Below are 22,734 nucleotides of genomic sequence, written 5' to 3' on the forward strand. Positions count from 1 at the left end.
TGAGAATCGACAACTCGCAAGCTGCATTCGCCAGCGATCGGAAATATTCAACGGGGGTTCGCGCAGAGATGACCGCGTCCAACGACACCATCCGGCTGACCACGGCCCAGGCGATCATCCGCTGGCTGTCCAACCAGTTCATCGAGATCGACGGACGGGAAATGCGCGTCTGCGGCGGCGGCTTCGGCATCTTCGGGCATGGAAACGTCACCTGCCTGGGCGAAGCCCTGAACCGCGTCCATGACCAGTTGCCGCTGTATCGCGGACAGAACGAACAGGGGATGGGCTTTGCCGCCGCGGGTTATGCCAAGCAATGGCTTCGCCAACGCTTCATGTTCTGCACCGCCTCGGCCGGGCCGGGCACGGCCAACCTCTTGACCGCGGCAGGGCTTGCCCATGCCAACCGGCTGCCGATCCTGATGCTCTGCGGGGATACCTTCATCACCCGCCTGCCCGATCCGGTGCTTCAGCAGATGGAGAATTTCAACGACCCGACCTTCGGGGTAAACGACGCCTTCAAGTCGGTCAGCCGCTACTGGGACCGCATCTGCCATCCGGCGCAGGTCATCCAGTCGCTGCCCGCGGCCCTTGCGACCATGCTGGATCCCGCCGATTGCGGACCGGCCTTTATCGGATTGCCGCAGGACGTGCAGGGCTGGACCTATGATTATCCGGCCAGGTTCTTCGACAGGAAGGTGCACCGAATCCGCCGCCAGGCACCCGACGTCGCCGAAATCGCCGATGCCGTCGCGGCGCTGAAGGGGGCCGAACGGCCGATGATCATCGCCGGTGGCGGGGTGCAATATTCCCGCGCCGTGGCCGAACTGACCGCGTTTGCCCAGGCGCACCGGATCCCCGTGGTCGAGACCATCGCCGGGCGCGCCAATCTGGTGGCCGCGCATCCGCTCAATATCGGACCGATCGGCGTGACCGGATCGACCAGCGCCAACGCGGTGGCCGAGGCAGCGGACGTGATCCTTGCCGTCGGCACGCGGCTTCAGGACTTTACAACCGCCTCCTGGACCGCCTTTGCCAAGGACGCGAAGATCGTTTCGGTCAACGCCGCCCGCCACGACGCAAGCAAGCACATGTCCCTGCCGGTGGTCGGCGATGCCAGGCTGGCGCTCGACGCCCTTGCCGAGACACTCGATTACACCGCCCCCGAAGGCTGGGTGCGCTTCGCGCAGGACGAACGGAAAAAATGGGACGCCTACGTTGCCGAGAACGTCAAACCCGGCAACCGGCCCAACTCCTATGCCCAGGCCATCGGCGTCGTGAATGCCCATTGCGATCCGCGAGACCGGGTGGTGGCCGCCGCCGGCGGGCTGCCGGCCGAAGTGACCGCGAACTGGCGCACCCTCGAGACCGGCACGGTGGATGTCGAGTTCGGTTTTTCCTGCATGGGTTACGAAATCGCGGGCGCCTGGGGTGCGCGCATCGCCCAGGCCGAGCAAGAACCAGACCGCGACACCATCACCTTCTGCGGCGATGGGTCATACCTGTTGCTGAATTCCGACATCTATTCCTCGGTGCTCAGCCAGAAGAAACTGATCGTGCTGGTGCTCGACAACGGCGGCTTCGCGGTCATCAACAAGCTGCAGAACAATACCGGGAACGAAAGCTTCAACAATCTTCTGGAACATTGCCCGACAATCCCGCAGCCCTTCGGCGTGGACTTTGCGGCCCATGCGGCCTCGATGGGCGCCGCCGCCCAGAAGGTCGCCAACCCCACCGAGCTGGCCGAGGCCTTCAAGCGCGCCAAGGCATCGGACAAGACCTGCGTGATCGTCATGGAAGTGGACCCCTACGAGGGGTGGACCACCGAAGGTCACGCCTGGTGGGAGGTCGGCACCCCGCATGTCAGCGACAGCAAGAAGGTCCGTGCCGCCCATGAAGAATGGGAAACCACCCGCGCCAAGCAGCGGCGGGGCGTGTGATGGATCGCCTGATCGACGGTATTCGCAAAGGCCGCTTCGTCGTGCTGGGACGCGCCGGCATGGACATGTTCGCCGAGCCACCCGGCACCAAGGCCGAGCATGCCGAAACCTTCCGTGCCGATCTTGGCGGCTCATCGGCCAATATCTGCGCGGGACTTTGCAAGCTGGGAATGCAATCGGCGCTGGTCACCTCGGTCAGCGACGACACCGTGGGCCGCTTCTGCACAAACAAGCTGCGCGGCTACGGCGTTGACACCCGGTATGTGAAGGTTCTGGGCGGCGAGCATCGCGTTTCTCTTGCCGTGTACGAAAGCACGATGGAGGATTTCCAGCTTTGCATCTACCGCAACAACGCGGTCGATTTTCAGGTCACGGAAGCAGACGTGGACCGGGTCGACTACGCCGCCTTCGGCGCGCTTGTCACCGCAGGCACCGTCTTCGCGGCCGAGCCCTCGCGGTCCTCGACCTTCCGGGCCTTCGAGAAAGCCCGCGAGGCGGGCCTGCCGGTGATCTTCGATATCGACTACCGCGCCTATAGCTGGCCTTCGCCGCAGGTCGCCTCGATGGTGCTGATCCGTGCAGGCGAGGAAAGCGACCTGATCGTCGGCAATGACGAGGAATTCGGCTTCATGGCCGGCGGACTGGACAAGGGACTGGACAAGGCCCGCGAATTCGCTGCGGCGGGCAAGACGGTGATCTACAAGATGGGCCACAAGGGCGCGATCACCTTCGCCGAGGGCAGAGAGATCCGTTCCGGAATCTACCCCGTCACAGCTGTCAAGCCCAACGGCGCGGGGGACAGCTTCCTCGCGGGACTGCTGGCCGCACTTGCCGGGGGGCGACCGCTCGAGGAGGCTGTCCTGCGCGGCTCGGCCTGCGCCTCGATCGTGGTCAGCCGACCCGGCTGTGCCCCTGCCATGCCCACCGCGGCCGAGCTTGACGATTTTCTCGCCGCGCATCCCGGCCCCAGCAACACCTGAAAGGAGAGGCAGATGCATATCGCCCCCCATGACAATGCCAACACCCCGATCGTCGATGTCGACCACGACCTCGTGCCGCTGAACTACTTCAACATCGTCAAGCTGAAAAAGGGTGAAGGTTTCGACTATGCCGTTCCGGGCTACGAGACCTGCGTCGTGCCCGCGACCGGCACGGTCGATCTGGATGTCGAGGGCGCGATATTCGAGCGGCTTGGCCGTCGCGGCGTCGATGTCTGGGACGGCGAGCCCGAGGGCGTCTATGTTCCGGTCGGCGCGCGGACCCGGCTGACCTGCGTCAGCGACACGGCCGAAATATTCATCGCCGGGGCGAAGTTCGACAGGGTGCTCGAGCCGTTTGATGTTCGCGAGGCCGAACTCGACCTCGTGCAATACGGCTCGGACGAGACCAAGACCCACCGCAAGATCAAGCACATCCTCGGCTCCAGGCAGCACGGCAGGGTGGGCCGCCTTCTGGTATCGGAACTGTATACCGTCGGGCAAGGCGGCTGGTCGGGCTTTCCCAGCCACAAGCACGATTCCGATCGCGTGGACGAGGACGGGGAAATCGTCGAGACCCGGCACGACGAGACCTACAATTTCCGCTTCCGGCCCGATTGCGGCTCGGGCATGCAGATGCTTCAGCGCGAGGACAACGTGCCGGGCGATGCCTATCACATCATGAACGGCTCGACGATCCTGATCGACAAGGGCTATCACCCCTGCGCCGTGCTGCCGGGCTACGAGATGTATTATTTCACCATCCTCGGCGGGCTGAGCCAGCGAAGCCTGAAACAGTATTTCCAGCCGACCCATGCCGAACAATTGCACACGATACCGGGGATCATGGACATGGTGGCCAAGTTCAAATGACTCTGGCAACACTTTCGCAGGTGCTGCAGCCCGCGCTGCGGGACGGATACGCCGTGGCCGGGCTTGTCACCCTCGGCTGGGAGGACATGCGCGCCTATGTGGCCGCTGCCGAGGCCGAGGGGGTGCCGGTGATCCTGCAGGCCGGTCCGTCCTGCCGCGAGCATACGCCGCTGCCCGTGCTGGGCGCCATGTTCCGGCACCTGGCCGAACATGCCTCCATCCCGGTGGTTGCGCATCTCGATCACGGCTACAGCAGCGACGAATGCCGCATGGCCATCGATGCGGGGTTCACTTCGGTCATGTACGACGGCTCGCGCATGCCGCTTGCCAGAAACATCGATGAGACCGCGACCATCGTCGAGATGGCCCACGCGGCGGGCGTGTCCTGCGAGGGCGAAATCGGTTTTGTCGGATATGCTGACGGCGACGCCTCTGCCGGCACGGATCCGACCGAGGCGGCGGAATTCGCACGGGCGACCAACGTCGATGCCATGGCCATTTCCGTCGGCAACGTTCACCTGCAGCGAAACAAGGAGGGCGGTCTCGACGAAGCCCGGATCCGCGCGATCGAGGCCAGGACAGATGTGCCGCTGGTCATTCACGGCGGCTCCGGCGTGCCGGTGACGCAGCGGCGGGCACTGGCCCGCGGCTCAAAGGTCTGCAAGTTCAACATCGGAACGGAACTGCGCATGGCCTTTGGGCAGGCATTGCGACAGGCAGTCATGCAGGATCCCGATCGCTTCGACCGTGTGCAGATCCTCAGGGACATTCATGATCCGCTGGTGACGGCGACTCGAAGCGTGCTGAAGGCTTTCAAGAAAGAGTGATGGACCTCAAGACCGACTTCCCGGATCAAGGGCACGACCCGTCCATCGCCCAAGCCGACAGCAGTGAGGTCGGTCCTGGGCGATCCGCCTTCGTTTGCTGAAGCGTCGCTTGCGCGAGCATCGGGATATTGCCGCCGGCGAAACCTTCTTTGAAGACGTGCAGTTCATTCTGCGCAGATTGCGGATACAATCTGCAGTCTTGCACCGCCGGGTCGGCCTTCAGGATGTTGCGCCGGATCCAGCGCAGGCCATCGACAGGGCGAGCTTGCCTTTGTTGTCGGACGGCAACGGGCGGCGTTATCCGGCCGGAGTGACCGCGACCGAGACCTGGCCTTCGTTGTCGGTCAGTCCCGCGCCATATTTACCGGCAAGGTCGTCGTTGATGACCAGTTGCAGCAGACCGGTTTGACCCTTGGGCGTGATCGCGCCATCGCCGACGAGGAACGGCGGATTGGTCCCGATCCGCCCGATCAGCGCACCCTCCGGCGCCCCGACCATCGCATAGGCAGGCTGGGTCGCGGTGAGGCTGGACCCGTTCGCGTCATAAAGGTTGCCATCGTCGATACCGGGATTTGCCGTCCACAGATTGCCGACATATTTCAGCGCATAGGCGTCGCCTTCATTGACATAGCCGATGCTCTGCCATGGCAGATCGGCAGCGATATCATGGACGACATCCTGCCATTGCCCGATCTGCGACCCGATCAGGGTGATGTTCCCGCCGGTGCTGGCGCTGCCCTTGGGCAGGACGGGCTGCTTCTGGTAGACGTCTCCTGCGGCATTCTGAAAGATCAGCCGCTTGCCCGGTATCTTCTGGAAGATCAGCGCAAAGGAAGATCCGCCATATTCGAATTTGCCCATTTCCTGGCCCTTGCTGACCTGCGGATTCCCGGTCATTGCCGCATCGAACACGATCGATGATACCTCGCTCATTCCCAACGGAATGCAGCAGACATAGCCATAATCGGGGGTCTTGATGACCATGATTCCGCGGGCATTCACCTGCGCCAGATAGGGCAGCGAAGCGGTCGTGGCGCCGGCGAAATCAGGGATCACCAGCTTGTTGAAGAAATATCCCGGAACGGCCAGCGGATCAAACAGGACCTGTCCGTTCACCGGGCACCACCAGCGATGAAAATTGTAGGGGTTCAGATAGGTCTGAAAGATGGACCCGTCGGTAAAAAGATCGATCAGCTTGTGATCGTCAATGATCTTTTGCTGATCGGGAAGCTCGGACGACAGGATGTCGGACAGCGAATACAGCATGTCTTTGAACCAGAATACATCCTGGGCTGCGATGTTCTCGTCCCATCGGAACAGAGAGCCATCATTGGCGCTGACGACGATCCGGTTGCTGTCAGCGGCGGCGACCGGACGCGAGGCGTCCTTGTCCTTGAACTGGCGGGTAAAAAAGGAATTCCAGCTGGTCCAATAGGGCAGGGTTTCGCTGTCCTTCTGCCATACCTCGAACTGATAGGATTTCTTCGCAGCCGATGACAGCCATTGTTCGCCTTCGGTGCCGAACACCCAGTTCGAGGCTGAACTGCCCAGATATGTGTTCCATTCGTTCAGGATATCCGACATCTTTTCGTTGAACATCGGCAGGCGGAACAGGGTCATACCGCTCTGGGTCGGGTCGATTCCCACGACAAGCGCGGAAAACGGCAATCCGACCAGTTCGTTGTCGATGAATTGCGGTGTCTGGGTCAGCAGGGTGTTGAACGCCTGCAAAAGCTCATCCTTGCTGGCAATACGCGGGAAATTGACAGCTTCGGCCGCCGCCAGGTCGGACACGTGGATATTGCCGTTCTGCTTGCAGGCATCTTCGATCAGATAGGTGAGGACCGGATTGTCGCTGAGCAGGTCGTCCATGGCCTGCACGCTGGGCTGATATTCGGTCGGTTCGGTATTCAGCACCTGATCCAGAAACAGCCGCATCGAATTGCTGGACGGATGGGGAAGCCAGCTGCTGACCAGATTGAACGGATAATGCGGATCGGAATCCATCTGGTCATGGATATGATCGACGCTGCTTCCGCCCATCTTTCTGGCGGCCGAGACGGACGAAATTGTCATGGCTGGTCAATCCTTTTGATCGGTGAGGGCCGCGTTGTCCAGGAATCGATTTTAGCAAGTCATGTCATAGTGTTAGCCAAAAACTCGCCTTAAGCAAGAATTTTCGCGATTTTTTTACTTACGGGTCAAAGCGCGTTTCTCAATTCGGAGTCTGTGATATTCGCATCGGGAATCATGGTGCGGGATGGCGATATTCCCGCAGATCCGGACGCCCGGACCGCGCGACTGCCCGGATGGCCGGCGGCCACATCGCCGCGCCCGCCGTAAGCCCCGGATTCAGGGATCCGGCAAAACGGCTGTTTGGTGGCGATGTTGCCAAGATACGGGCTTCGGACCGCTTCGGCCCGAACCGCGAAAGTCTATCGCCCCCAGCGTTCGATCACTCCGTCCTGCTCGGCCGGATCCGCCAGCACGACCATGACGGTCCCCAATGCGTTCGGTTCTCCGAACACCAGCCGGTCCTGCGGCAGATCGGCCGCACGCCCCCCAAGGTCGAGAAATCCCAGCGTATCCTGCCAGTCGCCGATCATCGCCACAACGGCCCCCGCCGAATCCGTGCCGCGCAATTCGCCAAGCATCCGGCCTTCGGAATTGATGAGGATCGCGCCGCGGTAGTCCTGCTGCCCGGGCATCTGCGACAGGGGCGACGGCCGGGAGGCAGCCAGCGCGGCGGCGGTATCGCGCAGGCGCGACGCGGCGTCTTCGGGGCGGCCGTTCTGCAACTGACGGCGCGCTTTGGCGACCGATGCCTCGGCCTCTGCAAAGGGGCCGGTCCCGCCGGCGCCTTGGCTGGCAACCTCAAGCACACGATAGGCTTCGTCCAGCGCCGGAACGGCCTGCGCCCGACGGCCGGTATCGAGGTCTTCGACGGCCGTCTGCAACTGTGTCGCGGCACCGTCGCGCAGCGCGACCTCTCGGGTCGGCGGCGCAGCCTCCTGCTGAGCCTGCGCCGGCGCGGCGGCAAGAAGAAGCCCGGCTGCAAGACCGGCGCGAAGGGTTTCACGACATCCCATGTTTCCATCCAACCCTGATGAGGACGTAGTTTACCGGCACCGTCAGCAGCGCGCCCGCCAGCAGACCGAAGCTGGCAAAACCCCAGAAGGCGTAGGTCTCGGGCGGCGGCTGCTCGCCAACGACCCGCGGCGTGACCTGCGACATCACCACCCCCATGCCGATCATGACCGAGGCCATGGAAAAGAACTCGGCCCGGAATGCCTTCCACAGCGCCGCGACAAGACCGTTATCCTGCAGCAGGAAGGCCCAGAGCTGGAAGATCAGCCAGCCGAACGCGAAGCCCACGGCATATTCGATCCAGAATTCCTGCCAGAAGGTCACGCCGACCAGACGCAGCACGATCATGGCGGTCATGATCCCCAGCCCGTCGCCGCCGACGCAGTGGATCAGCGCGCCGTTGGTCTTGTAGAACGTATTGTTTACATAATCGTGATGGACCGTCTGCTTTTCCTTCTCGTCCATCTCGGCGATGCCCGACGGTCGGCAGGTCAGCCAGTAAAGCGCCAGGCCCAGGATCGAGAAGAAGAAGAAGATGATCGGCCAAGCGGCCTTGAGCGGCGGATTGACCGCGGTATTGACGGCCAGCATGTCGTAAAGCGCCCAGGCCGCCGCGGCCATGCCGAACCCATACCAGGACAGGACGAACCACGGCTCTGCAAGAAATCCAGGAAACGCCACTGCGGGCCCTCCGGGCAGTCCAACATTCCGGCCCGCGCGGCGCAGGCACCCGAGGGTTCAACCATCCGGCTGCTTTCAGGTTCCGCAGTCCGGGCGACTTTTCGGCAGGATGCGGGGAACATCCCGCCTTTACAGAACGTTCAGCGGGCGGCACCGTTCGAATAACGGCGCCGACCCCGGATATGCTGCTGCATGGGTAAATCCTGATGTGGATGACATTTCTTGACCAGTTGCTGAGACAGGCGGTGCGGCAGGGAACCCTGATTGTCCACCCGCCCACGGGATCACCCAGCCGTTACGGGGACGGCACGGGCCAGCCGGTGACGGTCCGGATAAACGATCCAAGCTTGCCCCGCCGCATCACGCTGAACCCGGATCTGGGGATCGGAGAAGGCTACATGGACGGCACCTTCACGATCGATGGCGACGATCTTCACGGATTTCTGCGGCTCGCCATTCTCAACAGCGCGAATGCGTGGAAGCATCCCCTTCATCGCATGTTGTGGAAATTGCGTTATCTGGCGCGCGTGACCCGTCAATATAACCCGGCAAGACGCGCGCGCGCACGCGTTGCGCACCATTATGATCTGTCGGGCGAACTCTACGATCTCTTTCTCGACGCCGACAAGCAGTACAGTTGCGCCTATTTCCATTCGGAAACGGACACGCTGGAGCAGGCGCAGGCGCAGAAAAAGGCGCATATCGCCAAAAAACTGCTGATCGAGCCGGGCATGAACGTGCTGGACATCGGGTGCGGCTGGGGCGGCCTGGGGCTGACCCTCGCGCGTGATCACGGCGCCCGGGTGCTTGGCGTCACGCTCAGCGAAGAACAGCACCGCGTTGCCAATGAACGCGCCCGCGCCGCCGGGTTGTCCGACCGGGCGAGGTTTCAGCTGATGGATTATCGCGAGGTCGAGGGCAGGTTCGACCGCGTCGTCTCTGTCGGCATGTTCGAACATGTCGGAAGCCCGCATTACCGCGAGTATTTTCGCACCGTTCACGACAAGCTGCTGCCCGATGGCATCGCCCTGATCCATACCATCGGCCGCACGTTGCCCCCCGGCGCCAATTCACCCTGGATCGAGAAATACATCTTCCCGGGCGGCTATATCCCGGCATTGTCGGAAATGATGGCAGCGGCGGAAAAGGCCGATCTGATGTCTCAGGACATCGAGGTCTGGAGGATGCACTACGCCCTTACCCTGCGCCATTGGCACGACCGTTTCATGTCAAACATCGACCGTGTTCGCGACCTCTATGACGACCGGTTCTGCCGCATGTGGCGATACTATCTTGCGGCATGCGAACAGACCTTCCGCCACAACAGGCAGGTCGTGTTCCAGGTGCAGCTTGCCCGCAAGGTAGACGCCGTGCCGATCACGCGGGACTATCTCTACGCCGCGCCCCGGATGCAACAACGCGACATGGCGGCCGAGTAGCGCCAACGATTCCCGGATCGCGCCGGTCGGCCGAAGGGTCCGGACCAGATCCTGCGCCGATCCGACGCAATCCCTAGATGTGATTTCCAGCCCCGCGCATGACCCGGATGGGGAAACCAGCGCACTGGCAGGCGGCATGAAGCCCCTGCCGCTGCGGGCCCCGGATCGACCGGCCAGAAAAACGCGGCTGCCGTGTGCCGCCGGTCTTCGCGCGAAGCGGCTGCCAGAATTCGCCCAGGATCAACGGGATCAGTAATGGATCGCGCGGCCAAGCGTCCTTACCTGAAGCCGGCGCGACGATCCGGCGGTCAAGGAAGGAACGATGACGATCAAGCGGTGGGAAGCGTCTGGTCAGACCGACCTTCGACCATGAAACAGACGTGAATTCGCGGCAGCGCACAAGCCCGCCCGCGGAGGGGGACGATGGAATGGCAACACGAGTGACGTATCTGGTCGCCTCAACGGCGATCTTTTCAGGCCTGCTGGTCGCGGCCTGGCTGACGCATGGCACCGGCATCGTCAGGGACGATCCCGAACGCAACATCGTCATTCCCGACGAATTGAACAGCACCTTGCAGGTCAAGGTCGCCTATGACGGCGAGACGATCTGGTTCCGATATCGCTGGCCGGCGCCCGATCCGAACCTGATCAACGACCTGCTTGTCCTTGAAAACGGTGGCTGGTCTCTGCGCAAGGGGTCCGAGGTCGGGCCGGACCCGGACCGGCTGGTGCAGGACCGCGTGGCAATGATGGTCGATGACGGATCGGTGCCGCTGTTCTCGCGCTATGGCGGCTATATCACCGTCGGCGACGGGCTGACCAGCTTCACCGGCGTGCCCGAGACCGCGGAGGAACGCAGCAAATACCTGCCCGAAACGCGCGCGGAGCCAAACAATTTCGACAGCATCCGCCCGGCCAGTGAACTGCAACAACTGCGCGAGGCGGGCTATTTCCTCGATCTGTGGGATTGGCAGTCCGCCCGCACCAATCCGCTGGCGCAGGCCGATGATACATCTGTCGGCGCGGCGCGCGAACCGGATGCAGGCATGGCGCCCTACATTTCCAACTTCGACGAGAGGACAGGCTCGCCGCGCTTCATGTTCGACCCCGACACCGATCCGGGCGCGCCGCTGACCGTCGATGCCGCGACCGCCGGAGAGGTCGGGTTCGACACCGCCTATTTCCTGTCGCAGGCCGCAGCGGTGCCTTTCGATCCGGCCGCCGGCTGGCAAGAGGGCGACACCCTTCCGGCGCAGGTGCTGCGGGCGGGTACGGGATCGCGCGCGGACATCGCCATGCCGGCCGCGGCGCGCTGGCGCAACGGGTTCTGGGACGTGACGCTGCAACGCGCCATGGATACCGGCGATCCGCTGGAAGACAAGATCTTCCGCGAGGGCGGCAGCTATGACCTGGCCTTCGCGGTGTTTCGCAACTCGGCCACGATGCGCTGGCACTATGTCTCGTTGCCGGTCTCGCTGGGGCTGGACCAGCCGGCGCAGATCACCGCACGCCCGTCCCCGCCGGGCCAGCCCGATTTCACCGGTCCCTGGACCGAGGTGCCGATCTATTATCCCGGCCAGGTCACCTGGGGTCGCCTGACCGACCCGCGCCAGCACCCCGGCGCGGACCGGATCGCGGCGCGTGTGCCGGCCGCCTACCAGCACAGCGAACGCCAGCTTGCGCTTTACGGGATCGAGATGGAATTTGCTCCGCAGATCCGCCGCCAATGGCTCTGGACCCTGGGGCTCAGCCTGTCGCTGATCGTGGCATTCGGCGTCGCCACGGTCCTGCTGTTCCGTCGCCCGGAGGGGACGGCATGAGCCTGCGTTGCAAAGCGGATCACCACATATCCGAACCCGGGGAACGGACCATGACACCTGCCCATCCATATCTGCCGACGCTGCGAACCGCGCTGGCCACGACCGCGCTGCTGGCGCTTGGCGCCGGCGCCGCGCGGGCGCATGGCGGCGGCGGCGGCGTCGAAACGGCGGTCGAAGGGATGGCCGGATTTTCGCTTTCGCCGGTCTACCACATCCTCGTGGTGCATTTCCCGATCGCGCTCTGGCTGACGGCGGCGCTGTTCGTCTTCTTCCGGGTGTTTTCGGATTCCGTGCTTGCGGTGCGCCTGGAAAAATCGGTCTGGCCGCTGATCCTGCTGGGCTCGCTGGCCGGGTTCATGGCCTATGGTCTGGGATTGTCGATCTATCCCTGGTCGGCCATCACCCAGTCGCCGCTGGGCCGCAACCATATCATGCTGGCAACCTGGACGCTGAGCTACTGGACGGTGCTGGGCGTGCTTGGCTATCGTTATCGCAGTCATCTGTTCGAGGGTGCACAGCGTTGGGTGACATTCGTGATGACGCTGATCGGCGCAACCGTCGTGACCATCACCGGCACGCTGGGCGGATCGCTCAACGGCACGCCGTCGCTGGTGACCAAGACCATCGGCAAGCTGGGATGGGAGGTCTACATGACCTTCTATCTGCCCACCTGGATGCTTTGGGCTTTCGGCCTGGGGGCCGTGGCGATCGTCGCGCTCGGCCTCTTGGGACGACGGGCGCATGCGTGACGGCGACGGCGAAGCGGCCCGGCCCGCCCGTCCGGCCTGATGCCTTCATGTAACGGACGTGACGAGCAGCGTCTTCATTTCAAGCGCCTCATAGATTATGCGGCGCGACGCCAAAAGGAGGAAACGACAATGATCTTCATCCTGATCTCGCTGGGTCTGTCCGCCCCGGTCCTCTGGGCTGCTGTCCGCCCGCAGCCCGTTGCAGTCCGCGCCCCCGTGTCGAACCGATCCGGGCCGGAAGGCCACGGATCCGCGCGGCCGGGTTTCTGATCCCGATCCGCTCGAAATCATCACCTTGCAGGAGACCATGACAATGAACGCGACACGCATCATCGGCTTCGCCTCGGCCGGGCTGCTGGCCATCGCCGGCGCAGCCTTCGCCCACGAGATGGACACCGATCAGGACGGGCTCTACTCGCTAACTGAAATGCAGACCGAATATGCCGATCTGACACAGCAGGATTACGACGCGCTGGACACCAGCAAGGACGGCGCGGTCGATGCCGAAGAACTGGCGGCGGCAATCGAAAACGGCGCTTTGCCATCGATGGAATAGGGCTTGCCAGGTCAGCCTGCCCGCGCGAGCGACGAGGCAAGGTATGTCGCGGTCACTGAACTTCTTCTGCTCATCGGCGTCGTGGACGAACGCGATGATCGAGGCAAGTTCGTCCCCGGTAACCTCGATCTGTCCGCCCAATTCCTCCTGCTGCATCATCACCATCGGTTCGGCACCGCGCCACATGGCGGCCGCAAAATCGAAGGGATTCATCGGATCATCCATGTATTCGGCGCCGAAACCCCGCGACGACCCTGGCCAGGATATGGCCAGGATATGGCCAGGATTGCCGGAAATGGAATAATGATCAATATCTTCCGGAAGATCGCCAGGACGAGAAGCGCCCGAATGATGTGACCGGAGATGGCTCGCCCCCCGGTAACCCCGGTTTTTGCTGATATGTGAGACCGAAAATCCTCCGATCGGCATTGACCGTTGGCACCGGGGCAGATTTCCAGACGCTTTGGATCACGCCGGTCGCGCGGCCGCAAGATTCTGTCTGTTGAGAATCACTCACCCGCTGACAAGAATCAGATAGGATCGGCACGAAAGAAATTGCATGCGGATCGCTTCGGCCCCGACCGAAATTGCCCCGCCGCCCGCGACAGGCCCCCTCATCGCATTCTTGACGCGTCCCATGCGTCACCGCATTCTCGCGTCCATGGATCTGCCTCTCGCGCCCTTCTCGCTGTCTTCCGCCGACGAGGCCGCGCTGGCCGAACTCTATCGTCGCGGCACGCCTGAAAACACGCTGCGCGCCTGGGAACGCGACCTTGCCTATATCGCCGCCTGGAAGCTGGCCCGCTTTGCCGACGACCTGTCCTGGCCCGAGGCCGAGACGGTCGCGCTGCATTTCGTTCTGGATCACGCCGCCAACCTGTCGACGGCACAGGGCCCCGCGCGGCAGGCCGCCGATACGCTGATCGCCGCCGGTCTGCGCCGCAGCCTTGCCTGTCCGGCGCCATCCACGCTGGATCGCCGCATCGCCAGCTGGCGCGCCTTTCACCGGATGAAGAACCTTCCTTCGCCCTTCGACGCGCCGCTGGTCGCGCAGGCGCGCGGCCGCGCCCGCCGCGCCGCTGCCCGGCCCCGTGCGCCCAAGTCGGGAAACCCGATCACCCGCGCCGTGCTGGAGGCAATGCTGGCCAGCTGCGACCACAGCCATCGCGGCATGCGCGACCGTGCCGCGCTGATGCTGGGCTGGGCCTCGGGCGGTCGGAGACGGTCGGAAATCGTGGCGCTGAACCGCGACGACATCGACGATCGCGACTTTCAGGACAAGGCCCTGCTGCGGATCCGCCTTCTGACCACCAAGACCACCGGACCCGAGACCGCCCCTCGCCTGCCCCTGAAGGGCCGCGCGGCCCGCGCCGTCATGGCCTGGATCGCCGCGGCCCGGATCAAGGACGGGCCGCTGTTCCGCCCGGTCAGCCTGGCCGACCGCCCGCTGCTCCGAAGGCTGTCGGCCGACGGTTTCCGGCTGATCGTGCGACACCGGCTGGAACTGGCCGGCTACCCCCCCGATTTCGCCAGCGCCCACGGGTTGCGCGCGGGCTTTCTGACCCAGGCCGCGCTGGAGGGCGCGCCGCTGGTCGCGGCGATGCAATTGTCGCTGCACCGATCGGTCAACCAGGCGCAAAGCTATTACGCCGATGTCGAGATCGCGGACAACCCGGCCACCGATTTGCTGGAGGATTGAGACCGTCCGGGGTGTCCCGGCAGCGTCGCGATCCGCGGCGTCCATCGCCCATCCGCTTGCCGTCCGTCGCGACGCAAGGAATAAGTTTCATGCATCCGACATTTCCTTAATTGCGTTTGAGTTATTGCACGGGCCTTGCCATTCTCGTCAGACCGGGTGCCATGCAGCCGGAAAATCAGCGCGCCGGAGGAGAGAGAGGCGCGCATACCAACGGGAGGAATTCATGAAACGTTCGTTCATTCTGACGGCGATGGCGGCGGCTGCGGTCGCCGCAGCGGCGCAGACCGCCGCCGCGCAATCCTTCGACGGCAAGACGGTCGAATACACCATTCCCTTTTCGGAATCGGGCGGATCGGCGCAATGGGCCAATTTCTACGCGCCGCTCTTGTCCGAGGCGCTGCCCGGCGCGCCGACCGTGGTCGTGCGCTACCGTCCCGGCGCCGGCTCGACCGAGGGCGCGAACTGGTTTCAGGGCCAGCAGGATGAGGGCGACGGGCTGACCATCTTCGGCGATTCGGGATCGACCAAGTTTCCCTATCTTCTGGGCGATCCGCGCGTCCGCTATGAATATCGGGACTGGCAGCCGGTCCTGGCTTCGGCCACCGGCGGCGTGGTCTATCTGCCGCCGGATCTGGGCGAACGGTTCGACGGCGACATGGACGAGTTGAAGGACGAGCCGTATCTGTATGGCAGCCAGGGGGCCACGACGCTGGATCTGGTGCCGCTGCTGGCCTTCAAGATGCTGGGAATGCAGGTCGATCCTGTCTTTGGCGTCGAGGGGCGCGGTGATGGGCGGCTGATGTTCGAACGTGGCGAGGCCAATATCGATTACCAGACCTCGGCGGCCTATCTGGCCAACGTGCAGCCGCTGGTCGATGACGGACTGGCGGTGCCGATCTTTACCTGGGGCGCGCTGGACGAACAGGGCAATATCGTCCGCGACCCGACCTTCCCGGACCTGCCCAGCTTCAAGGAAGTCTGCGAGGCGACGGCGGAATGCGAAACCGAAGGTGTGGCCTGGGACGCCTACAAGGCATTCTTCGTCGCGGGCTTTGCCAACCAGAAAACCATCTTCCTGCCATCCTCGGCCTCGCAGGAGGTGGTCGATACCTATGTCAAGGCGCTGCGCGAAATCACCACTGCCGAAGACTTCAAGGATCGCGCGGTCGAGGTTCTGGGCGCCTATCCGCAGCTTGTGGGCGATGCGGCGGTCGAGGCGACCAAACAGGCCACGTCGATCACGCCTGAAGCCAAGCAATACGTTCTCGACTGGCTGAAAGAGGACTACGACGTCACCCTGGAGTGATGGCCGGCGTCTTCTGCCAGCCTGCGCTGCCCGCCGATGGACGGGCGGCGCCGATTTTCCCCAGCAAACGGAGAGCGTCGTGGAGACCTTCCTGCAGGCATTGCCCAGTCTGGGTCAGGCTTTCGCCCTGATCTTCCAACCGATGCAGCTGGTCTATCTTGTCGGAGGCGTTCTGCTGGGCCTCTCGATCGGGGTGCTTCCCGGACTGGGCGGCATCGCCGGGCTCGCGCTGCTGCTGCCCTTCATGTACGGGATGGAACCGGTCTCGGGGCTGGCGCTGATGATCGGGCTGATCGCGGTCATTCCGACCTCGGACACGTTCTCGTCCGTGCTTCTGGGCATACCGGGATCATCCGCCAGCCAGGCGACGGTGCTGGACGGCTTTCCCCTGGCCAAACAGGGTCACGCCGCGCGCGCGCTGTCGGCGGCCTTCGCCTCGTCGCTGTTCGGCGGTCTGTGCGGCGCGATCGTGCTGACCTTCTTCATCCTGATCGCCCGGCCGCTGATCCTTGCATTCGGCCTGCCCGAAATGCTGATGATCACGATCCTCGGCCTGTCGATGGTCGCGATCCTTGCCGGTCGTGTGCCGCTGAAAGGTGTGGTCGCGGCCGGGCTGGGGCTGATGTTCGGCACCATCGGCGCCGCCCCAGCCGGCGGCAGCCTGCGCATGTCCACCTATGACCTGCCCTATCTGGTCGATGGCTTCCAACTGGTGATCGTGGGCCTTGGCATCTATGCGGTGCCCGAGATCGTCTCGCTTCTGCGGCAGGACAGGGCCATCGCCGAGGGCGGGACGCTGGGCGACGGCTGGACGCAGGGCGTGCGCGACTGGTGGACCCATCGCTGGCTGTCGCTGCGCTGCGCGGTGATCGGCGTGATCGTGGGTGTCATTCCCGGTCTGGGCGGATCCGTGGTGGACTGGCTGGCCTACGGATCGGCCGTGCAGACGGCAAAAGACAAGTCGCAGTTCGGCCAGGGCGACATTCGCGGGGTGATCGCGCCCGAAAGCTCGAACAACGCGAAAGAGGGCGGCGGGCTGGTGCCCACGCTGATCTTCGGCATCCCCGGATCGGGGTCGATGGCGATCTTTCTTGGCGGTCTGGCGCTGCTGAACATGACGCCGGGACCGCAGATGGTGCGCAACAATCTGGACATCACCTACACCATCGTCTGGTCGCTGGCGCTGGCCAACGTGATCGGCGCGGGGCTGTGCATCCTGCTGTCCAAATGGATCGCGCGGATGACGACGATCCGCTTTACCATCATCGCGCCCTATCTGTTCACGATCATCGCCTTCGCGGCTTTCCAGTCGCGTCAGTCGGCGCTGGATCTTGCGGCGCTGGTCGGCATCGGCATCCTGGGTATCCTGCTGCGGCGGTTCGACTTTTCGCGGCCGGCCTTCCTCATCGGTTTCGTCCTCAGCAACCAGTCCGAGATCTTCGTCAACCAGGCTTTCCAGATCGCCGGGGCCCGGTTTCGTCGCTCGTCCGAAGCCGGCTGGGATTACCTGCTGTCGCCGATCACGATCACCTTGCTGGTGCTGACAATCGTCTCGGTCATCGTGGGGATCCGGGCGTCCAAGAACATCCGCGAAAATATCGAGGCGCCGACCAGCACCAAGACCGCGCCGCTGATCTTTTTGGGCATCGTCACCGCCTATGTCGCGATCGCGACGCTGGATGCCTGGGGCGTCAGCCGCCTGCAGGACCGGGTCTTTCCGCTGACCATCGGCCTGGTGACGCTGGCGGGCGCGCTGCTGCTGCTGGCCCGGATGGCGATGACGCCCGCGACCGACGATGTCTTCATCGACCTCGAATGCGGGACCGAGGGCGAGGCACCGCACGGCCTGTGGTCGACGCTGACATGGTTCGGGGCACTGGTCGCGATGACCTTCGTGTTCGGGCTGTTCATCGCGCTGGCGATCTTTCTGCTGGCCTTCTTCCGGGTCCGGGGTCGCTTTGGCTGGCCGGGCACGCTGCTGGCCACCGCCATCGGGCTTGCCTTCATCACCGGGCTTGCGGGCTTTCTGGGGCGCGAATTGCCGCCGGGATACCTGCAGACGCTTTCCGACCTTCCCTGGCCCCTGACCTGAGGCACCCCAGATGAGCCAAACCGCGATCCCCTATCATTTCCTGCGCGGCGGCACCTCGCGCGGACCCTATCTTCGCCGCAGCGATCTGCCGCAGGACCAGCAGACGCTGTCGCAGGTGCTGATGGCCGTCGTCGGCGCAGGCCATCCGCTGAACATCGACGGCATCGGCGGCGGCAACGCCGTCACCACCAAGGTCGCGATGCTGTCGCCGTCGGAACGCGCCGATTGCGATATCGACTATTACTTCGCGCAGGTCGCCGTCGACCGGCGCGAGGTCGATTACCGCCCGACCTGCGGAAACATCCTCGTGGGCGTCGGTCCCGCCGCGATCGAGATGGGTCTGATCGCGGCGCGGGACGACGAGACGGTCGTGCGCATCCACGCGGTCAATACCGGCGCGGTGGTCGAGGCGCGGATCCAGACGCCGGGCGGTCAGGTCCGATATGGCGGCAGCACCGAAATCGCCGGCGTGCCCGGCAGTGCCGCGCCGATCGCGCTTGGCTTCATGGAAACGGTGGGATCGGTCACCGGCGCCTTGCTGCCCACCGGCAGGCTGCGCGACGTCATCGACGGGATCGAGGTGACCTGCATGGATGTCGCCATGCCGGTGATGATGGCGCGGGCGGCGGATTTCGGCCTGACCGGCCATGAAAGCCAGGCCGAGCTGGACGAAAGGCGCGACTTCTATGACCGGGTGGAGCCGATCCGCCTCAAGGCCGGGCGGATGATGGGCCTTGGCGACGTGTCGCAATCGGTCACGCCCAAGATCACCCTGCTGGCCGCACCGCGCCATGGCGGCACCATCGCCGCGCGCTATTTCATGCCGTGGTCCTGCCATCCCTCGATGGCGGTGACCGGCGCGCAATGCATCGCCGCCTGCGCGATCACGCCCGGCACCGTGGCCGACGGCCTGGTGGATTCGGCCGCGCGGGGGCCATCGCCCGTCAATATCGGCATCGAACACGCCACCGGGACCTTCGATGTGCTGGTCGATTTCCGGCGCGATGGCGATGCGGTCGCGATCCGGTCGGCCGGGGTGGTCCGCACCGCGCGCCTGCTGGCACGGGGCGAGGTCCTGATTCCGGCGACCATCTGGACGCGCTGAGGATGCATCTGTTCGAACATCTGGCCGATTGCTTCGTCGCCGAAGGGGTCGATACCTGCTTTGCGCTGCTGGGCGATGCCAACATGAACTGGGCCACCGCGCTTGCCGGGCGCGGGGTCGCCATGACCTATGTCCGCCACGAACATTGCGCCGTGGCCGCCGCGACCGCCTTTGCGCGCAAGTCCGGCCGGGTCGGTGTCGCGACCGTGACCTGCGGGCCGGGGCTGACGCAGGTCCTGACCGCCCTGCCCGCCGCCGCGCGCGCCCGGCTGCCGCTGGTCATCTTCGCGGGCGAGGCGCCGCTGGGCGCGGCATGGTACAACCAGGCCATCGACCAGGCGCCCTTCATCGCCGCGACCGGGGCCCGCTACCGGGCTCTGCACCACGTCCCGCGCATGGCCGAGGCGATCCGCGACGCTTTTGTCGAGGCGAAAGAGACGCGCGGCCCCGTCGTCCTCGGCGTGCCCTTCGATCTGCAGGCCAGGCAGATCGCGCCGCCGGCATGCCTGCCCCGGCCATCGGCGGAGATCATGCCGCGAACGGGGCCGATTCCCCCCGGCAGCGACGATCTGGATGCGCTGCTGGCGGAAATCGACGCGGCCCGGCGTGTCGTCATCATGGCCGGTCTTGGTGCCGCCGATGCCGATGCCGCCGCATCCTGCCGCGATCTGGGCGACCGGATCGGCGCGCTGATGGCCACGACCCTGCCCGCGCGCGGCCTGTTTCACGGCGATGCCTTCTCGCTGGGCATTGCGGGCGGCTTCTCGACCGCGCTGGCCCGATCGCTGTTTGCCCAGGCCGATCTGGTCCTGGCTTTCGGATGCAGCCTGACCCAGCACAACCTGGACAAGGGCAAGCTGTTCCCCAAGGCCCGCATCGTGCAGATCGACACCGCGCCCCGCGCGGTCAGTCAGGGCATGGTGGCTGCCGAACGGCATCTGCGATCGGATGCGCGGCTGGCGGCGCAGGCGCTGGCGCGCCGCGCCTCGCCACGGCAGGGCTGGCGCAGCGCGGACTTGGCCGATGCCATCGCGACGACGCCCGCCGATACCGCGACATTCCCGGCCCAGCCGGGCCTGCTGGATCCGCGCGATGTGGTCTCGGTGCTGGACAAAGTGTTGCCGATGGACTGGCAGATGGTCAATTCATCGGGCCATTGTTCGTTCTTCTTCGCGCAGATGGATCGGCCCTGGGACCGCTTTCTGACCATCCGCGAATTCGGCGCGATCGGCAACGGCATCGCCTATGCGATGGGCGTTGCCGCCGCGCGGCCGGGCGAAAGGATCGTCCTGTTCGACGGGGACGGATCGGTGCTGATGCACATTCAGGAGTTGGAGACACTCCGCCGCCACGGCCTGGATATCCTGATCTGCGTGCTGAACGACGGTGCCTACGGATCCGAGATCCACAAGCTGCGCCACGAGGGTCTGTCGGATGCCGGCGCGGTCTTCGGCCGGACCGATCTGGCCGCGATCGCGCGCGGTTTCGGCATCGCGGGATACCGTGTCGACGACCTGTCGGCGCTGCCCGGCATCGTCGAGCGGTTTGCCGCCCGGCGCGGACCGATGCTGATCGACGTTCCGGTATCCGACATGGTGGCATCGCCGGTCATCCGGCGCGCCCATCCCGACGGCCATAGCGGAACCGAACACCCTGTCGCGATCGAGGCATTCCTGTGAAGGTCCATATTCTTGACGACTGGTATGACAGCCTGCGCGGCTTGCCCTCGTTCGGGCTGCTGGCCGGCCACGAGGTCACGATCTGGACCGACCGCGCCGCCGATGACGAGGTTCTGGCCCGGCGCCTGTCGGATGCCGATGCGGTCGTGCTGTTTCGCGACCGGACGGCGGTGACCGCCTCTCTGGCCGCCCGGCTGCAGGGCGGTCCCCGGCTGATCGCGATGCGGGGGCAGCATGGCCATGTCGATGCCGATGCGCTGACCCGCGCCGGCATCCTGTTCTGCGCCCGAAAGGCACGCGACGGGGCATCGCGATCCACGGCGGAACTGACCATGGGGCTGGTGATCGCGGGGCTGCGTTATCTGCCCGACCAGATCGCCTCGGCCCGGGCCGGGCATTGGCAGGGCGCCGCGCCGCTGGGCCGCAACGTCGCGGGCCAGAGACTGGGGCTTTACGGCTATGGCGGGATCGCGAAACTGGTTGCGGGCTTTGCCCGCGCAATGGGCATGGAAGTGCGGTTCTGGGCATCCGATCAGGGCCGCGACCGCGCCGCCGCCGATGGCGAGGACCTGCCCGCCACGCGGCGGGATTTTTTCGCGCAATCCGACGTGGTATCGATCCACAAGCGGCTGACGCCCGACACGCGGGCCGAGATCACGCAAGGCGACCTGATGGCGATGCGCCCCGGTTCGCTGCTGATCAACACCTCGCGGGCCGGGCTGATCGCCGAGGGCGCGGTCTTGCAGGCGCTGGAGGCGGGGCGGATCGAACGCGCCGCGCTGGACGTGTTCCCGCAAGAGCCGGTGACCGACCCGGCCGACCCGCTGCTGTCCCATCCCGGCGTCATCCCGACCCCCCATATCGGCTTCATCACCCGCGAGGAACTGGACCGGCAGTTCGGCCAGATCTACGATCTGGTGAACGCCCATGCGCGGGGCGAGCCCTTCGACATGGTCAATCCCGCGGTCTGGACGCGCGATCGGAACTGACATCGACATGGGCCGAAAACCGTTCCAGCATCTCGGCCTTGATCAGGCCCAGCAATTCGCTGGCCTGCCCCGAGATCGGAACCGCGCGCCGCGACACGATGCCCAGCGTGCGCTGCAGCCGGACTCCGTGAAAGGGAAGCGCGACCAGCGAGGCCGGCGCCATGCCGATGGCGCTGCGCGGAAGGATGGTCAGCGCCACGCCCGCATTGACAAGGCGCATTGCCATGGTCGCGTTCTGGACCTCGAAATGCCAGTGCAGGTGGTCGCGCAGATCGCCGAAGGCCGCGTCCAGCAATTGCCGGTTCTTCGATTGCGACCGGATCCTGGCCAGCCTGGGACCGATCAGATCCGGCAGACCGACATGAGGCTTGCCGGCCAGGGGATGATCGTGGCGCACGAACAGGTGGTATTCTTCGTCCACCAAGGGACGAAGCCGCAGGTCGGCCAGTTCGGCCGACATGATGGTCACGCCGAATTCCGCCTCGCCGCTTCTGACCGCCTCGGAAATCTGCGCGACGGGGATGTCCAGCACCTCGAACGAGATTTCGGGCCGGCGCGCCGCCATTCTGTCCAGCACTCCGCCAAGCAGCACATTCGCGATCGAGGGCAGGCAGGCAAAGGCCAGCCGCCTGGCCTTCCGCTGCGCGCCGGTCCGCACGGATTCATAGGTATCCTGCAACGCCTTCAGCAGCGCCCGCGCCTCGGGCAGCAGCCCCTGGCCGATCGCGGTCAGCGACACCTCGCGGCTGGTCCGGATCAGCAGCGCCGCGCCCAGATCCTGTTCGATCTTGCGCAGCCGATGCGACAGCGCCGCCTGACTGAGGCTGAGCGAATCGGCGGCGCGATGGAACGAGCCGTGGTCCGCGATCGCCACGAAGGCCTCGAGGCCAAGATAATCCACGCGCATCCTCGCCGCCC

19 protein-coding genes are annotated in these 22,734 nt (G+C 64.8%); 15 read left to right on the forward strand and 4 right to left on the reverse strand.

The features are described from left to right. The first annotated feature begins 68 nt into the window (after window positions 1-68). The 4 genes from iolD to AC13CR_RS12815 are packed head-to-tail and all read left to right on the forward strand — an operon-like array spanning window position 69 to window position 4,614. Window positions 69-1,937 carry a 3D-(3,5/4)-trihydroxycyclohexane-1,2-dione acylhydrolase (decyclizing) gene (gene iolD, locus AC13CR_RS12800; protein WP_482900845.1) on the forward strand — a complete coding sequence of 623 codons (1,869 nt, stop codon included), beginning with the start codon at window positions 69-71 and terminating at the stop codon, window positions 1,935-1,937. Continuing rightward, complete coding sequence (gene iolC / locus AC13CR_RS12805) at window positions 1,937-2,917, forward strand: 5-dehydro-2-deoxygluconokinase (RefSeq protein ID WP_292956125.1); 981 nt, start codon at window positions 1,937-1,939, stop codon at window positions 2,915-2,917. Before iolD ends, iolC begins: the two co-directional genes overlap by 1 nt. Before the next feature lie 12 nt (window positions 2,918-2,929). After that, window positions 2,930-3,787 (forward strand): 5-deoxy-glucuronate isomerase, encoded by an 858-nt coding sequence (locus AC13CR_RS12810; RefSeq protein ID WP_293013551.1) that lies wholly within the window; start codon window positions 2,930-2,932, stop codon window positions 3,785-3,787. Further along, window positions 3,784-4,614, forward strand: coding sequence for a class II fructose-bisphosphate aldolase (locus tag AC13CR_RS12815; protein ID WP_292956119.1), 831 nt, complete (start codon window positions 3,784-3,786; stop codon window positions 4,612-4,614). Before AC13CR_RS12810 ends, AC13CR_RS12815 begins: the two co-directional genes overlap by 4 nt. Window positions 4,615-4,911: 297 nt before the next feature. On the opposite strand, the gene AC13CR_RS12820 is transcribed toward AC13CR_RS12815, so the two are convergent. From AC13CR_RS12820 to AC13CR_RS12830, 3 genes are all read right to left on the reverse strand, one after another. Continuing rightward, on the reverse strand, window positions 4,912-6,690 hold the full coding sequence (locus tag AC13CR_RS12820) for a phosphatidylserine decarboxylase family protein (protein ID WP_292956116.1): 1,779 nt from the start codon (window positions 6,688-6,690) through the stop codon (window positions 4,912-4,914). A gap of 359 nt (window positions 6,691-7,049) precedes the next feature. Continuing rightward, window positions 7,050-7,703: a hypothetical protein gene (locus AC13CR_RS12825; protein ID WP_292979050.1), complete on the reverse strand. Its 654-nt coding sequence runs from the start codon at window positions 7,701-7,703 to the stop codon at window positions 7,050-7,052. After that, window positions 7,690-8,382: a DUF4396 domain-containing protein gene (locus AC13CR_RS12830; protein WP_446235446.1), complete on the reverse strand. Its 693-nt coding sequence runs from the start codon at window positions 8,380-8,382 to the stop codon at window positions 7,690-7,692. The genes AC13CR_RS12825 and AC13CR_RS12830 overlap by 14 nt, the downstream gene beginning before the upstream one ends. Window positions 8,383-8,594: 212 nt before the next feature. On the opposite strand from AC13CR_RS12830, the gene AC13CR_RS12835 reads away from it, so the two are divergent. From AC13CR_RS12835 to AC13CR_RS12885, 11 genes are all read left to right on the forward strand, one after another. Continuing rightward, window positions 8,595-9,821: a class I SAM-dependent methyltransferase gene (locus AC13CR_RS12835; RefSeq protein WP_482900846.1), complete on the forward strand. Its 1,227-nt coding sequence runs from the start codon at window positions 8,595-8,597 to the stop codon at window positions 9,819-9,821. Window positions 9,822-10,249: 428 nt separating this feature from the next. Then, a complete protein-coding gene (locus AC13CR_RS12840) occupies window positions 10,250-11,641 on the forward strand; it encodes an ethylbenzene dehydrogenase-related protein (protein WP_446238652.1) in 1,392 nt (463 codons plus the stop codon). 50 nt (window positions 11,642-11,691) lie between these two features. Beyond that, window positions 11,692-12,390, forward strand: coding sequence for a DUF2231 domain-containing protein (locus AC13CR_RS12845; RefSeq protein WP_292956104.1), 699 nt, complete (start codon window positions 11,692-11,694; stop codon window positions 12,388-12,390). A 313-nt stretch (window positions 12,391-12,703) separates the two neighbouring features. After that, a complete protein-coding gene (locus AC13CR_RS12850; protein ID WP_446232730.1) occupies window positions 12,704-12,946 on the forward strand; it encodes an EF-hand domain-containing protein in 243 nt (80 codons plus the stop codon). A gap of 3 nt (window positions 12,947-12,949) precedes the next feature. Continuing rightward, a complete protein-coding gene (locus AC13CR_RS12855; protein WP_482900847.1) occupies window positions 12,950-13,303 on the forward strand; it encodes a hypothetical protein in 354 nt (117 codons plus the stop codon). A gap of 304 nt (window positions 13,304-13,607) precedes the next feature. Further along, on the forward strand, window positions 13,608-14,645 hold the full coding sequence (locus AC13CR_RS12860; RefSeq protein WP_292950684.1) for a tyrosine-type recombinase/integrase: 1,038 nt from the start codon (window positions 13,608-13,610) through the stop codon (window positions 14,643-14,645). Window positions 14,646-14,868: 223 nt separating this feature from the next. After that, window positions 14,869-15,951, forward strand: a complete 1,083-nt coding sequence (locus tag AC13CR_RS12865) for a tricarboxylate transporter (RefSeq protein ID WP_446233336.1) — start codon at window positions 14,869-14,871, stop codon at window positions 15,949-15,951. A gap of 79 nt (window positions 15,952-16,030) precedes the next feature. Further along, complete coding sequence (locus AC13CR_RS12870) at window positions 16,031-18,043, forward strand: tripartite tricarboxylate transporter permease (protein WP_292950688.1); 2,013 nt, start codon at window positions 16,031-16,033, stop codon at window positions 18,041-18,043. Window positions 18,044-18,053: 10 nt separating this feature from the next. Beyond that, window positions 18,054-19,148, forward strand: a complete 1,095-nt coding sequence (locus AC13CR_RS12875) for a 4-oxalomesaconate tautomerase (RefSeq protein ID WP_446233335.1) — start codon at window positions 18,054-18,056, stop codon at window positions 19,146-19,148. A 2-nt stretch (window positions 19,149-19,150) separates the two neighbouring features. Beyond that, a complete protein-coding gene (locus tag AC13CR_RS12880; RefSeq protein WP_292950692.1) occupies window positions 19,151-20,827 on the forward strand; it encodes a thiamine pyrophosphate-binding protein in 1,677 nt (558 codons plus the stop codon). Further along, on the forward strand, window positions 20,824-21,816 hold the full coding sequence (locus tag AC13CR_RS12885; protein ID WP_292950694.1) for an NAD(P)-dependent oxidoreductase: 993 nt from the start codon (window positions 20,824-20,826) through the stop codon (window positions 21,814-21,816). Before AC13CR_RS12880 ends, AC13CR_RS12885 begins: the two co-directional genes overlap by 4 nt. On the opposite strand, the gene AC13CR_RS12890 is transcribed toward AC13CR_RS12885, so the two are convergent. Next, window positions 21,782-22,717 (reverse strand): LysR family transcriptional regulator, encoded by a 936-nt coding sequence (locus AC13CR_RS12890; protein WP_292950696.1) that lies wholly within the window; start codon window positions 22,715-22,717, stop codon window positions 21,782-21,784. The two genes, AC13CR_RS12885 and AC13CR_RS12890, sit on opposite strands and share 35 nt — an antisense overlap. Window positions 22,718-22,734 lie beyond the last annotated feature (17 nt).

The sequence above is a fragment of the Paracoccus sp. L-17 genome (assembly GCF_056857655.1).

Excerpts from the sequence above, each read along its gene's own strand:
- iolD (WP_482900845.1), top strand. The coding sequence starts at position 69 with ATGACCGCGTCCAACGACACCATCCGGCTGACCACGGCCCAGGCGATC.
- iolC (WP_292956125.1), top strand. The coding sequence starts at position 1,937 with ATGGATCGCCTGATCGACGGTATTCGCAAAGGCCGCTTCGTCGTGCTG.
- AC13CR_RS12810 (WP_293013551.1), top strand. The coding sequence starts at position 2,930 with ATGCATATCGCCCCCCATGACAATGCCAACACCCCGATCGTCGATGTC.
- AC13CR_RS12815 (WP_292956119.1), top strand. The coding sequence starts at position 3,784 with ATGACTCTGGCAACACTTTCGCAGGTGCTGCAGCCCGCGCTGCGGGAC.
- AC13CR_RS12820 (WP_292956116.1), bottom strand. The coding sequence starts at position 6,690 with ATGACAATTTCGTCCGTCTCGGCCGCCAGAAAGATGGGCGGAAGCAGC.
- AC13CR_RS12825 (WP_292979050.1), bottom strand. The coding sequence starts at position 7,703 with ATGGGATGTCGTGAAACCCTTCGCGCCGGTCTTGCAGCCGGGCTTCTT.
- AC13CR_RS12835 (WP_482900846.1), top strand. The coding sequence starts at position 8,595 with ATGACATTTCTTGACCAGTTGCTGAGACAGGCGGTGCGGCAGGGAACC.
- AC13CR_RS12840 (WP_446238652.1), top strand. The coding sequence starts at position 10,250 with ATGGCAACACGAGTGACGTATCTGGTCGCCTCAACGGCGATCTTTTCA.
- AC13CR_RS12845 (WP_292956104.1), top strand. The coding sequence starts at position 11,692 with ATGACACCTGCCCATCCATATCTGCCGACGCTGCGAACCGCGCTGGCC.
- AC13CR_RS12850 (WP_446232730.1), top strand. The coding sequence starts at position 12,704 with ATGAACGCGACACGCATCATCGGCTTCGCCTCGGCCGGGCTGCTGGCC.
- AC13CR_RS12860 (WP_292950684.1), top strand. The coding sequence starts at position 13,608 with ATGGATCTGCCTCTCGCGCCCTTCTCGCTGTCTTCCGCCGACGAGGCC.
- AC13CR_RS12865 (WP_446233336.1), top strand. The coding sequence starts at position 14,869 with ATGAAACGTTCGTTCATTCTGACGGCGATGGCGGCGGCTGCGGTCGCC.
- AC13CR_RS12875 (WP_446233335.1), top strand. The coding sequence starts at position 18,054 with ATGAGCCAAACCGCGATCCCCTATCATTTCCTGCGCGGCGGCACCTCG.
- AC13CR_RS12880 (WP_292950692.1), top strand. The coding sequence starts at position 19,151 with ATGCATCTGTTCGAACATCTGGCCGATTGCTTCGTCGCCGAAGGGGTC.